At 62.1% G+C, this 12,537-nt stretch carries 13 protein-coding genes; 4 read left to right on the forward strand and 9 right to left on the reverse strand.

Features of this window, described 5'->3' with window-relative positions; genetic code table 11:
• Positions 1 to 111: 111 nt before the first annotated feature.
• The 6 genes from KGA96_RS12490 to KGA96_RS12515 all read right to left on the reverse strand — a co-directional run bounded on the left by KGA96_RS12490 (position 112) and on the right by KGA96_RS12515 (position 5,662).
• Positions 112 to 480: a cupin domain-containing protein gene (locus KGA96_RS12490; protein ID WP_008049636.1), complete on the reverse strand. Its 369-nt coding sequence runs from the start codon at positions 478 to 480 to the stop codon at positions 112 to 114.
• Positions 473 to 1,756 (reverse strand): nucleotide disphospho-sugar-binding domain-containing protein, encoded by a 1,284-nt coding sequence (locus KGA96_RS12495; protein ID WP_046042459.1) that lies wholly within the window; start codon positions 1,754 to 1,756, stop codon positions 473 to 475. Before KGA96_RS12495 ends, KGA96_RS12490 begins: the two co-directional genes overlap by 8 nt.
• A gap of 32 nt (positions 1,757 to 1,788) precedes the next feature.
• Entirely contained in the window at positions 1,789 to 2,868 is a 1,080-nt protein-coding gene (locus KGA96_RS12500) for an ABC transporter ATP-binding protein (RefSeq protein ID WP_046042460.1), read from the reverse strand.
• Positions 2,861 to 3,667, reverse strand: coding sequence for an ABC transporter permease (locus KGA96_RS12505; RefSeq protein ID WP_046042462.1), 807 nt, complete (start codon positions 3,665 to 3,667; stop codon positions 2,861 to 2,863). Before KGA96_RS12505 ends, KGA96_RS12500 begins: the two co-directional genes overlap by 8 nt.
• Positions 3,664 to 4,524, reverse strand: coding sequence for an ABC transporter permease (locus tag KGA96_RS12510; RefSeq protein WP_046042463.1), 861 nt, complete (start codon positions 4,522 to 4,524; stop codon positions 3,664 to 3,666). Before KGA96_RS12510 ends, KGA96_RS12505 begins: the two co-directional genes overlap by 4 nt.
• A gap of 82 nt (positions 4,525 to 4,606) precedes the next feature.
• The gene (locus KGA96_RS12515) at positions 4,607 to 5,662 is read right to left on the reverse strand and encodes a spermidine/putrescine ABC transporter substrate-binding protein (RefSeq protein WP_046042465.1); all 1,056 of its coding nucleotides are present in this window, start codon (positions 5,660 to 5,662) and stop codon (positions 4,607 to 4,609) included.
• Between the two features lie 199 nt (positions 5,663 to 5,861).
• Between KGA96_RS12515 and KGA96_RS12520 the strand changes: the two genes are divergently transcribed.
• The 4 genes from KGA96_RS12520 (at position 5,862) to KGA96_RS12535 (ending at position 10,019) form a co-directional block, all read left to right on the forward strand.
• Positions 5,862 to 6,794, forward strand: a complete 933-nt coding sequence (locus KGA96_RS12520; RefSeq protein ID WP_223464616.1) for a GntR family transcriptional regulator — start codon at positions 5,862 to 5,864, stop codon at positions 6,792 to 6,794.
• 100 nt (positions 6,795 to 6,894) lie between these two features.
• Positions 6,895 to 8,178 (forward strand): nucleotide disphospho-sugar-binding domain-containing protein, encoded by a 1,284-nt coding sequence (locus KGA96_RS12525; RefSeq protein WP_223513000.1) that lies wholly within the window; start codon positions 6,895 to 6,897, stop codon positions 8,176 to 8,178.
• 70 nt (positions 8,179 to 8,248) lie between these two features.
• Complete coding sequence (locus tag KGA96_RS12530) at positions 8,249 to 9,646, forward strand: NAD(P)/FAD-dependent oxidoreductase (protein ID WP_046042468.1); 1,398 nt, start codon at positions 8,249 to 8,251, stop codon at positions 9,644 to 9,646.
• 13 nt (positions 9,647 to 9,659) lie between these two features.
• A complete protein-coding gene (locus tag KGA96_RS12535) occupies positions 9,660 to 10,019 on the forward strand; it encodes a cupin domain-containing protein (protein WP_046042469.1) in 360 nt (119 codons plus the stop codon).
• Here the strand turns inward: KGA96_RS12535 and KGA96_RS12540 are convergent.
• From KGA96_RS12540 to KGA96_RS12550, 3 genes are all read right to left on the reverse strand, one after another.
• Entirely contained in the window at positions 10,016 to 11,083 is a 1,068-nt protein-coding gene (locus KGA96_RS12540; RefSeq protein ID WP_223464617.1) for a GGDEF domain-containing protein, read from the reverse strand. The genes KGA96_RS12535 and KGA96_RS12540 overlap by 4 nt on opposite strands.
• A 124-nt stretch (positions 11,084 to 11,207) precedes the next feature.
• Entirely contained in the window at positions 11,208 to 11,348 is a 141-nt protein-coding gene (locus KGA96_RS12545; protein ID WP_185754831.1) for a hypothetical protein, read from the reverse strand.
• Positions 11,349 to 11,490: 142 nt separating this feature from the next.
• Positions 11,491 to 12,531, reverse strand: coding sequence for an ABC transporter substrate-binding protein (locus KGA96_RS12550; protein ID WP_046042472.1), 1,041 nt, complete (start codon positions 12,529 to 12,531; stop codon positions 11,491 to 11,493).
• Positions 12,532 to 12,537: the final 6 nt, after the last annotated feature.

Genomic DNA, 12,537 nt, shown 5'->3' on the forward strand with positions numbered 1-12,537 from the left:
GGGCAGCTTCGCTGCCCAGCGGGAGCAAGCTCCCTCGCCACAGGTCCAGTGTCAGGTTCAGGTTCAGGTTCAGGTTCAGGTTCAGGTTCAGGTTCAAGTGCGGTGTCAGGTTCAAGCCAGCATGTAAACGTTGCGCAGGGTTTCCCGGACGTGGCATTCGCCCGTCCAGCCGGCAGGGAACAGCACCAGGGTGTTGGGGCGCACTTCGATCACTTCGCCGTTGTCGTTACGGTAAGTGGCGTGCCCCGCGATGAAATGGCACAACTCGTCCCGGGGAATCGACAGCCGCCAGCGACCGGGGGTGCACACCCACAATCCGGTTTCCGGGCTGTTGTTCGGGCCCTTGAACAGCAAGCGGCCGCTGGAATGCGAAACGCCTTCGACGGCGTCGCTCTGCACGCCCCAGTCCACCAGGTCGGTGCGGCTGCTGACGGCTTCGAGGTACGGCGTGATACCCGCCGTGGTGGATGAATCAGGCATCGTTGAGCACCTTGTCGAGAATCGCGGCCGCGTCTTGCGGCCCCTTGCGGGATTGCATCTGCGCGCTGGTGCGCTGCAGGCGTTGGCGCATCGCCTCGTCGTTGAGGCACGCATGGAGTTTTTCCGCGAGCTGCTCTTCGCTCCACTCATAGCGGTCGAGCTTGAAGCCGTGACCGCTTTCTTCGGCGCGCATGGCGTTGTCGTGGCCGTCCCAAACGTAGGACATGACAATCGCCGGTTTGCCGAAGAACAGGCACTCGGTGAAGCTGTTGTTGCCGCCGTGGTGGATCACCGCGTCGACCTGGGCAATCACCGACGGCTGCGGGAACCAGTTGGAGATCTGCACGTTGTCCGGCAGGTCCGGGTATTCGTCGAGGTGCTCGCCGACGTTGAACAGTGCGCGGTAAGGCAGCTTGCCCACTGCCTCGATCAGGCGCTTGAGCAACTCGACATCGCCGGAACCGAGGCTGCCGAAACTGGCGTACAGCAATGGCTTGTCGTTGTGGGCGCGGAACGGCGGAATCTCGTAGGGCGTATCGTCGCGCACGCAACCCTGCAGGTAATGGAAGCGCTCGGCCGGCAGCGGATGGCGGCGGTCGAACTTGACCGCATCGGGGTACAACAACAGGTTCATGAACGGCGAGGCTTCAAAGAAGGTGCCCAGCGGATACGGCTGCTCGCCATGGGCCTGGAGGAACTGGTTGAAGTCGTCGTGGATCGGCCCGACCACTTCCTCGAAACGCTGGCGGAATTGCGCGTGGCCGGCCTTGTCGTCGATGCTCATGCCCGACAGGTGCGGCGGGATATCCGGGTCTTCGATCTCGTTTTCCGAGCAGGAAATGATCCGCACCCACGGCTTGCCGTATTGCTTGATCGCCGGAAACAGGATCACGTTGTCGACGCAGATCAGGTCGGGCTTGACCTTGTCCAGCACCGCCGGCAGGTCCTTTTGCGCCCACTTGGCGGTTTCGACGATGGCCGCCCAGCATTCCTTGACGTAGTTGTCGATCTGGTCGAGCGGCGACTTGCGGAAGTTCGGAATATGGCCGTTGATGAAATCCACCCAGTAGCGGGCCATCTCTTCGGCCGGCATCGGCGCCGACATGTTGACCATGTGCTCTTCAAAACCATAACCGGCGTAGACACCGCTCATGCCCGGGTCGGTGAGGAACACCGCTTTATGCCCCAGGGCTTCACACGCCTGGGCGATACCCACTGAGTTCAGGGCCGGGCCGTAGGCGGCTTCGGGGAAGAATGCGATCACTTTCTGTTTCATCGAGTGCTGCTCCTGCCTGGTCTTTTTATTGTTCAGCGCGTCAATACGCGGGCATGCCGGGCCTGCCAGCCCAGCCGGATGGTCGTGTCGATTGCAAAATGGGCGAATTCGAACTGTGAGGACGGCACGCGCACGATCAGCGGCTTATCGCTGAGGAGGGTCTGCACGTGCAGGTTGGTGTCGAGGCCGTGGTAAGCGACTTCGACGATCTTGCCGCTGACCTGATTGGCGCAATCGCCGCCCTGCTCCGTCAGCACTTGCAGGCGTTCGGGGCGCACCACCACGGCGACGGATTGGCCGGTCACCAGCGGCGCGTCGGTTTCGACGCTCAGCTCCTGGCCATTGACCCGCACCGAGTGCTGGCCCGAGCGCACGCCTTCGAGCAGGTTGCTGACGCCGATGAAGTTGGCGACAAAACGGCTGTTGGGGTTTTCGTAGAGTTCGGTCGGGCTGCCGCACTGGCACACCTTGCCGCCATCGAGCACCGCCATGCGGTCGGACATCACCAGGGCTTCTTCCTGATCGTGGGTGACGATGATGAACGTGATGCCGCTCTCGTGTTGCAGACGCTTGAGTTCCAGCTGCATCTTTTCCCGTAGCTTCTTGTCGAGGGCGCCCAAGGGTTCGTCAAGCAGCAACACCCGAGGACGCTTGACCAATGCCCGGGCCAATGCCACCCGCTGGCGCTGGCCACCGGAAAGCTGATCGGGCTTGCGCTCGGCCAGCTCACCCAATTGCGCGGTGCTCAGCACCTCATCGACCCGGCGACGGATTTCGCTTTCCGGCAGGCGTTCCATTTCCAGGCCGTAGGCAATGTTCTTGCGCACGGTCATGTTGGGAAACAGCGCGTAGGACTGGAACATCAGGTTCAGCGGACGCTTGTTGGCCGGCAGCGGCGAGATGTCATTGCCGTCCAGGTAGATGCAGCCACCGCTGGGGGTCTCGAAGCCGGCGAGCATGCGCAACAGCGTGGTCTTGCCGCAGCCCGACGGCCCGAGCAGCGCGAAAAACTCGTTCTCGCGGATGCTCAGCGACACCTCGTTGACCGCCAGACCGTTGCCATAAGACTTGCTGACCTTGTCCAGGATCAGTACCGCGGATGAATTATTCATGGGTGCGAGGAGCCTTGTTGAGACGCTGCGAAGCCAGCAGCGCGGTGATGCTGACCAGCATCACCAACGTCGCCAGAGCGTTGATTTCCGGGGTGACGCCGAAGCGGATCATGGCGTAGATCTGCATGGGCAACGTGGTCGAGGCCTGGCCGGAGCCGGAGTTGAAAAAGGCGATGATGAATTCGTCCACCGACAGGGTGAACGAGAGCAAACCGCCCGCCAGCACACCGGGGAAAATCACCGGCAACAGCACCCGGCGAAAGGTGGTGAACCAGCTCGCCCCCAGATCGATCGAGGCTTCGAGGATCGAATAGTCGAAGTGCTTGAGCCGCGTGCGCACCACCGCGCAGACGAAGGCGATGTTGAACACCGCGTGGCTGATGATGATCGAGTGCAGCCCCAGGCCGACCTTCAGCAGGTTGAAGAAGCTGAGCAGCGCAATCGCCAGCACGATGTCAGGAATAATCATCGGCGCCATCAGCAAGGTGTCGACCACCTGGCCTTTGTGGTTGTCCTTGCGGCGCAACTCGATGCCCAGCGCCAGGAACGTGCCGAGCACGCAGGCAATGAAGGTCGCCGACAAGGCAACGATCAGGGTGTTGAGCGCTGCCGACAGAATTGCCGTGTTGTGCGCCAATGCCGCGTACCACTTCAGCGATACGCCGCCCCAGGCGGTGGGCAAGCCGGACTTGTTGAACGACAGCAGGATCAACACCAGGATCGGTATATAAAGGAAGGCGTACACCAGCCCCAGGTGCGAACCCAGCACGGTGCCGCTGACAGAACGAGACTGACTCATGAGCGCGCCCCTTCTGCACGACGGGCCACCAGTGCCTGGATGAACAACAGGATCAACATGATCGCGATCAGGAAGAAGCTCAGCGCCGCACCGAACGGCCAGTCCCGCGCCGTGAGGAATTGCGAATAGATCAGGTTGCCGACCATCTGCACCTGCTTGCCGCCCAGCAAGTCGGCGGTGATGAAGTTGCCGATGCTCAGCACAAAGACAAACACCGCGCCCGCCGCGATACCCGGTACGCTCAGCGGCAGGATGATCCGGCGAAAGGTCATCCAGCCCGACGCGCCGAGGTCTTTCGAGGCGTCCCACAGTTCGTTGTTGATCCGCGAGAGCGACGAGAAAATCGCCAGGATCACAAAGGGGATGTAGTTGTAGACCAGCCCCAACACCACGGACGATTCGGTGTACAGCAGGCTGATGGGTTCGCCGCTGTAGCCGAACAATTGCAGCAGGCGGTTGATCAGACCTTCGCGATTGAGCAGGACGATCCAGGCGTAGGTGCGGATCAGGTAGTTGCTCCAGAACGGCAGCATCACCAGAAACAGATACACCGCCTGACGCCGCCGTGGCGCCCGGGCAATCGCATAGGCTGCCGGGTAGCCGATCAACACCGCGAACACCGTGGCCAACCCGGCGATCTTCGCCGACTTGAGCAGGATGCCCAGGTACAGCGGATCGAACGCGCGCTGATAGTTTTCCCAGGTGAACAACCAGTCGATGCCGCCGTAGGCACCGCGTTCGACGAAGCTGTAGACCAGCACCAGCAGGCACGGAATCACCAGGAACATCAGCAGCCAGCCGAAGCCGGGCGCAAGAAGCCAGGCCGACAGACGCCTGTCAGCATGCAAAGCACTCATTAACCCTATCCTCCCGCCTCAGGACAGAGGCGGCTTGCGAGCGTGGCGAGGCATGCCGGGCATGCCTCGGATCGACGTGGCGTTAGTTCTGCGCTGCCATGATTTCGGTGACGGCGCGGGTGTAGGCCTTTTGCGTGGTGCCGCCCAGGTCGCGCAACTGCTCCATTTTCAGCAGTTCGGCGGGGGCGATGGTCAGGTTGGGGTATTGCTTGAGCAAGTCAGCGGACAACCCGGCCATGGCCGCCTGGTTGGGGACTTTGTAGAGGATGTTTTCAGCGACCCAGGCGTGGTTTTCCTTAGCCAGCATGAAGTTGATGAACTTGAAGGCGTCGTCCTGGTGCTTCGAGCTCTTGAGCACCACCATGGTGTCCACCCACAGGTCGGAACCTTCCTTGGGCACCACGAACTTGATCGCCGCGTTGGCCTGGGTGCCGTAGTTGCACCAGCCGTCCCAGGCGTGGGCCATCAACGATTCGCCGGAGGCCAGCTTGGAATAGAAGGTGGTGTCGTCGAAGGAGAGAATGCGTTTTTTGGTGGCGATCAGTTGATCGCGAACGGCGGCGATTTGCGCGGGGTCGCTGTCGTTGACCGACCAGCCCTTGGCGAGGAAACCGGCGCCGAGCATCCAGCGGTCGGTGGCGAGCATCGTCACCTTGCCCTTGAGGGCATCGCTCGGATTGAGCAGCTCGTTCCAGCTCTGTGGCGCCGGCGTCACCTTGTCGGAGCGGTAGCAGATGCCGGTTGTGCCCCAGGTGTAAGGCACGGAAAACCGGTTGCCCTGGTCATATTCCAGGTGTGTGGCTTCGGGGTAGAGGTTTTTCAGGTTGGGGACCTTGACCGGATCGATGTCCGCCAGCAGCCCCTGTTTGTGCAGGACTTCGGCGAAAGGCGAGGAGACGAACACCACGTCGTAACCTTCACCACCGGACGCCATCAGCTTGCCCATGATTTCTTCGTTGGTGGCGTGCAGCGCCTTGTCGACGTCCACACCGCTGGCAGCCTTGAACTTGTCCAGCGCATCCGGGGCCATGTAGCCGTCCCAGATGGAAATCACCATGTCTTTCGCACTTGCAGCCTGTGAAGCGATCGCCAGGGAAACGGCCAATCCCACGCACAGAAGATCATTCAGCTTGCTCATAAATACTCACCCGACGATTGTTTATTGTTGTGTTCGAAGGCAGTACGGCAAAACGAGAAACGATTGCTGGTGTTTTTTTTTAGAAATTAGGACCAGTATCAAAAGATGTCAACGCATTTTTTCCAGCCTGACGCTTCGCCGGCGCATGACATAAGATGGGCAACTGAGTCCGACAGCGGATCACAACGAGAAAAGACGCTTGAGCACGACAGCCGAAAAAAAACCGCGCACCAATCACCTGGAACTGGCCCGGCGCATCCTCGAGCACACCCAGGAAAGCGGCCTGGTGGCCGGCGACCCGGTGGCCGAACAGGCCCTGGCCCGGACCTTCCAGGTCTCGCGCACGCTGATTCGCGGCGCGCTGAAAGTGCTACTGGAAGAAAACCTGCTGAGTCACGAAGCCGGCAAGGGCTACCGGTTGCTGGCCTCGCCGACGGGCCAGGCCTTCAACGCCGCGCTGCCCCAGGCCGAGGAAGAAGAACTGGCCGCCTCGGTGCTGCGCGACCGCATGGCCGGGCGCCTGGGCGACAGCATCAGCATCAGTGAGCTGATGCGCCGCTACGACATCGGCCGGCCGGCGGCACAAAAGGCCCTGCAGCAATTGAGCGAAAACCAGGCCATCGAGCGCGGCCCCGGCCAGTCCTGGCTGTTTCGTCCGTCACTGAACAGCCTGGCCGCCCTCGAAGAAAGCCTGAAATTCCGCCTGACTCTCGAACCCGAAGCCTTGCTCAGCCCGAGCTTCAACGCCGACCCACAACGCCTTGCGTTGCTGCGCAGCGCCACGCAAAGCCTGCTCGCCCGCCCCGTGGAAGACTTCGACATCCAACAGTTTCGCGAACTGGACATCAGCTTCCACGAACTGCTGGCCCAGAGCTGCGGCAACCGCTTCATCAGCGACGCCCTGCTCAAGCATCAAGGCCTGCGCCGCTTGCCGAACCTGCTGCCATCGGTGAGTGTGCACCGCCTGCAGGAAGCCCTGCGCGAACACCTGCAGATCATCGCGCAGATCGAACGCGGGCAGATGGAGATTGCCGCCGACCTGCTGCGCCTGCACCTGCGCCTGAGCGCCGCGCAACGCCCGCAAACCGCCAACCGTGGCATCCCGCAAAGTCATCTGCTCGGGCGTCGCTAACCGCCTCGCAAAAACATGATGATTTTTTTTTGAAAATAAGACAGCATCAAAAACACCTTCAGGAGCGGCGGGTCTGACCCGCCATGGACAGTCCCTCGCCATGCAAAAACAAAAACTGATCACCCTGTTTCCGGAAGCCAGTTTCGGCGCGGCCTTGAACTGCATTGGTATCGCTCAGTCGCTGCGCGAGATGGGCGCCAAACCGGTGTTCATCTGCCATGAGCATTTCCAGGGGTTGTTCGCCGAATACGGTTTCGACGAGTACCCGATTCCGCAAGCGAGCCCATTGTCGGCAGCGGAACACCAGCACTACTGGGAGCGCTTCATCGAGCGCAGCATTCCCTACTTCGACCAGACCCCGCTGGCACAGATCGACAGCTACGTTGCGCCCGCTTGGGAAGCCATCATCGACACCGCCATCGAAGCGGAAAAACCCTTGCAGCAGTTGCTCGGCCGCCTCAAGCCCGATGTGATCGTGCTCGATAACGTGGTGATGTTCCCGGCCATCGCCAACGCCGGTTGCCCCTGGGTGCGAGTGGTGTCGTGCGCCGAAACCGAACTGCCGGATGCGGCTGTTCCGCCGTACCTGTCCGGATGCCTGGCCAGCGACACCCAGGCCTGCGAGCGCTACACCGAGCAGTACCTCAAGGCCGTCGCGCCGGCCCATGAACGCTTTTCGCAATTCCTCCTCGGCAACAGCACCGCGCCGCGCCCAGCGGGGCAGTTCCTCACTGACTCGCCATGGCTGAACCTGCTGCTGTCACCGACGCCAGTGCGCTATGAGCGCCAGCAACCGCTGGACCCGCAACGCTACGTGTACCTCGACGGTTGCGTGCGCCGCGAAGCGCCGTACATCGTCCCGGACTTTCCACGGCACAACGACGCGCCGCTGATCTACCTCAGCTTCGGCAGCCTCGGTGCCGCCGATACCGGGATGATGAAGCGCCTGATCAGTACAATCGAAACCTTGCCGTACCGCTTCCTGGTCAACGTCGGCGCCTACCGCGACATGTACACCACCGTGCCGGACAACGTGTACCTCGACAGCTGGTTTGCCCAGCCGGCGGTGCTCAAGGAATGCCAGTTGTTCATCCACCACGGTGGCAACAACAGCTTCTGTGAAGCGCTGTATTTCGGCCTGCCGTCGCTGATCATTCCGTACTGCTGGGACGGCCACGACAACGCTGCCCGCGCCGAGGAAGTCGGCGTCGGTCGCTACCTGCCGCGCTTTGCCGATCCCCTGGCCGCCCTGCCCGCCGCCCTCGAACAGCTGCTGGCCGACCAAGCGATGAAAAAACGCCTCAAATCGTTCAGTGAGCCCATGCAGGCGACCCGCGGCACCGACATTGCCGCGCGCGCGATCCTGGCGCTTCCAGACCTCTAGCCAAAACAACAAAAACCGTCGGGCAACCGAACGCAATCGTCGCTGCCCGACACACCGCCGGAGTTTCAGCATGAATGCCCCACCGCGTCTCGATTCCCTCGACCACGTCCTGCCCCATCCCTTCTGGCAGGACACCGTCACCCCGCCACCCGCCGCACCTTCCGTCGCCGGCACGGTGCAGTGCGACCTGGCGGTGGTCGGCGGTGGCTTTACCGGATTGTGGACGGCGCTACTGGCGCGCCAGCGCAACCCCGGGTTGAGCATCGCGATCATCGAGGCGCGACGCTGCGGCGGTGAGGCCAGTGGACGCAATGGCGGCTTCTGCGCACCAAGCATTTCCCACGGAGTGTCCAACGCACTCAAGCGCTGGCCGGATGAAGCAGAGCAACTGATCCGCCTGGGCCGGCAGAACCTCGATGAACTGGCCGCCGACCTGCAACGCTTCGGCATGCACGTCGAGTTCGAACGCCAGGGCAAACTCAACGTCGCCAGCCAGCCGTGGCAGGTCGACGGGCTGCGCTCAATGCAGCGCAACTATGCGCGATTCGGTATCGACTGCCAGTGGCTGGAAGGCAGCGAGCTGGCACAGAAGCTTGATTCACCGACGTATGCAGCCGGCCTGTTCGAACCCAATTACGCCCTGCTCAACCCGGCAAAAATGGCCGCTGAACTGCGCCGCGTGTGCCTTGAGCAAGGCATTCAGCTGTTCGAAAACAGCCCGGTGCTGCAACTGAATGCGGACAAAGACAATTTGCACCTGCGCACAGAAAGCGGCGAAGTGACCGCTGGAAAAGTCGCCCTCGCCACCAACATCGCCCCGCCGCTGCTCGGCCATCTGGCATCGAGCGTGATCCCGGTGTACGACTACAGCCTGGTCAGCGAACCCTTGAGCGATGCGCAACTGCAAGCCATCGGCTGGACCGGACGCTACGGCATCGCCGACGCCGGCAACCAGTTCCACTACCTGCGCAAGACCGCCGACAACCGCATTCTCTGGGCCGGCTTTGATGCCATCTACCATTTCGGCGGTCGCCGCGACGAAGCCCTGACCCAGCGCCCGCAAAGCTTCCAGCGCCTGGCCGAACAGTTTCACCAGACTTTCCCGGCCCTGGGCGACGTGCGTTTCAGCCATGCCTGGGGCGGCATCATCGACACCTCCGCGCGCACCACGATGTTCACCGGTTGCGAGCACCAGGGCCGCGTCGCCTATGCCTTGGGCTTCACCGGGCAAGGGGTGTCCGCCAGCCGCTTCGCCGCGCTGAACATGCTCGACCTGCTGGCCGGCGAGCGCACCGAACGCACCGAACTGCTGATGACCTCCAAGGCTCCGTTCCGCTTTCCGCCCGAACCCTTGCGTTATGTTGGCGTGAAACTGGCCCAGCGTTCACTGGCGCGCGAAGACCGCGACGGTCACCGCGACCTGCTGCTCAAGACCTTCGATGCCTTTGGCATCGGTTTCGATTCCTGATCCGGAGACCACCATGTCCACAGCCCTGCCCCGGCACGTCATCGACTTCGCCAGCGACCTTGCCCCCCGTGAAACCGAAATCAACGACCCGGCCGTGGTCGACGCGACTTGTCGCAGCAAGAGTTGGCGGCACTTTGTACAGCCCGGGAAAAACGCCGTGGCCGGCATCTGGGAGGCAGGACCGCACCGGGAGCGTTGCCAGTGCGATTACGACGAGCTGTGTCACATTCTGGAAGGCAGCGTGCGCCTGACCGATGCCGAGGGCGTCGCGCGCACGTTCGGCCCCGGTGATTCGTTCGTGGTGGCCAGCGGCTTCACCGGCACCTGGGAAAACCTTACGCAGGTGCGCAAGGTCTACTTCATCCTCGGCTAAACGGCCCCGACCGCTACGTCAGGCTGCTGACGCACCTGATTGCGTCCGTTGCGCTTGGCCTGGTACAGCGCGTCGTCGGCGCGGGTCAACAGGCTTTCCGGTGTGTCGCCAGTTTGCGCATGGGCCACGCCGAACGACGCGGTGATGGTGTCCAGCACCGTGTCGGTGCCCCGGGCCTTGACCCGCAGCGACTGGATTTTCAAGCGCAGGCGCTCGGCAAAAGCGCCCGCGGCGGCCAGGTCCGGGCAATCCTTGAGCACCACGCAGAACTCCTCACCGCCATAACGCGCCGCGAACGCTTCTTCGGGCAGAGAATCGCGTAACACCCGGGCGACATGCTGAAGCACGCGGTCGCCCAAGGGATGGCCGTACTGGTCGTTGAATTGCTTGAAGTGGTCGATATCCAGCATCACCAGCGCCACGCCCGTCGCCATGTTGCCCATGGCCTGTTCAAGCTGGCGGTTGAAGGTGGTGCGGTTGAGCAATTCGGTCAGGCCATCGAGGGTCGCGGCCAATTGGGCGCGTTCCAGCTTGTCCCGCAGGCTTTTGATTTCATGCTGCGCCGACTGCAACTGGGCGAGGAAATGCTCCTGCTGCCCCTGCATCAGCCGGGTGCTCTGTTGCAGCTGGATCAGGATGCTCGGCAAGCGCTCGTTGGCGGGTTCTTCGAGCATTTGCAGGTATTGGCCGAGGCTGGCCTGGAAGTTCTGGTTGCCTTTCACGCTGCGCGAAACATCGCGCTCCATGTCGTCGACCAGGTTGATTGCATCCTGCTGCCCGGAGCGGGCGTCCGCCAGTTCATCGCGGATGATGTACTCGCGAAACAGTTTGGTGGCCGACTCCGGCGGAAAATAGTCGAAGTCGTTGACCACCCGGTCCAGGTGCCGGTTGAGCTCCGGCTCCTGGCCCTTGCTGTAGGTGTACCAGAGCGCGTAGTGCACCGGGTTGGGCGGAATGTTGTGACGAACCATCAGCGGCACTGCCTGCTTGAGCAATGCCGCGGCCTCGCGGGAGTCTTCCGGATACTGCGCTAGAACAGTCGCACGCGTGTCTGATTGGCTCATGGTTTCACTGTGATTGTTATCATTGGCGTTTGGCAAACTCGCTGAGCATAGCGATACGCCCGGCAAACGACCATCCCGAATTACACAATCATTTCAACCCGGTACGCCTGTGCCACAGGCCCGATCAACTGTTGGTCGGCATCAGACCGGCCGCGTTCAGGCGCCGGCGATAGGCCGTATCGCGGTTGGCCAGCCAGTAGTACAGCGGTGTGGTGACGATCAGGCCGATTAACTGACTACCATCACCACTGCGCGCAGGCGGCAAAGCTTGAACCCGAGGTTTTTCACCAGGCTTTTTTGTGGGAGCGGGCTTGCTCGCGAAGACGGCGGCACATCCAACATCGATGTGACTGACATACCGCTTTCGCGAGCAAGCCCGCTCCCACAGAGGTTATGCGGTGCCTGTATCAGCGCGCAGCCCAGGCATTGAAGCGCTGTTCAAGCTCCTCGCCATGGTCGACCCAGAACTCCGCGTCCACGGCCCGGGCGCCGGCCAGGTTGGCCTCGGCGGTTGGCAGTTGCTCCTGCACGTCCTTGGGCAGCAATGGCAGGGTCTGGCGATGCACCGGCCCGTAGGGGATGGTTTCAGAGAAGACTTTTTGCGTCTGTGGCTGGCTGGCAAATGCGATGAAGTTTTCCGCCAATGCCTTGTTCGGCGTGCCTTTGACCACCGCCCAGTATTCCGGGTCGTACAGGCTCTGCGGCCAGACGATGCTCAGCTTCATGCCTTCCTTCTGCGCCGAAGCGATCCGGCCGTTGTAGGCGGCGCTCATCACCACGTCCCCGGCCACCAGCCATTGCGCCGGTTGCGCGCCCGCCTCCCACCACTGGATGTTCGGCTTGATCTGGTCGAGCTTGGCAAAGGCCCGCGTCACGCCTTGCGGGGTGTTCAGGACCTTGTACACGTCGTCCGCCTTGACGCCATCGGCCAGCAACGCGATTTCCAGGGTGTACTTGGCGCTCTTGCGCAGGCCGCGCTTGCCCGGGAAGTCGGCGACGTTCCAGAAATCCGCCCAGGACTGCGGCGCCTTGGCCTGCTTGCTCTGGTCGTAGGCCATGACCATCGACCAGACATAGGTTGCGACGCCGCACTCGGTCAACGCACCGGGCACGAAGTTCGCCGAATCACCGAAGCGTCCTTGATCGAGCTTCTCGAACAGGCCCTCCTCGCAGCCGCGCAACAACTCGGGGCTTTCGACTTCGACCACGTCCCAACTGGTGTGGCCGGCGGAGACCATGGCCTTGATCTTCGACAGCTCGCCGTTGTACTCACCGGCGATGATGTTGCCCGCGCCGCTGGCGTTGAAGGGCTGGAAATAGGCCTTATCCTGGGCCTGTTTGGTAGCACCACCGAAGGAAATCACGGTGAGGTCCTGGGGGGCCGCCCACACACTGGCACTCAGCAACGCCAGGGCAAACGGAACACTGCAACGCAAGGATCTGGACATGGATCG

It is taken from the genome of Pseudomonas sp. GL-R-26 (assembly GCF_019947365.1).
Classification (GTDB): Bacteria; Pseudomonadota; Gammaproteobacteria; order Pseudomonadales; family Pseudomonadaceae; genus Aquipseudomonas.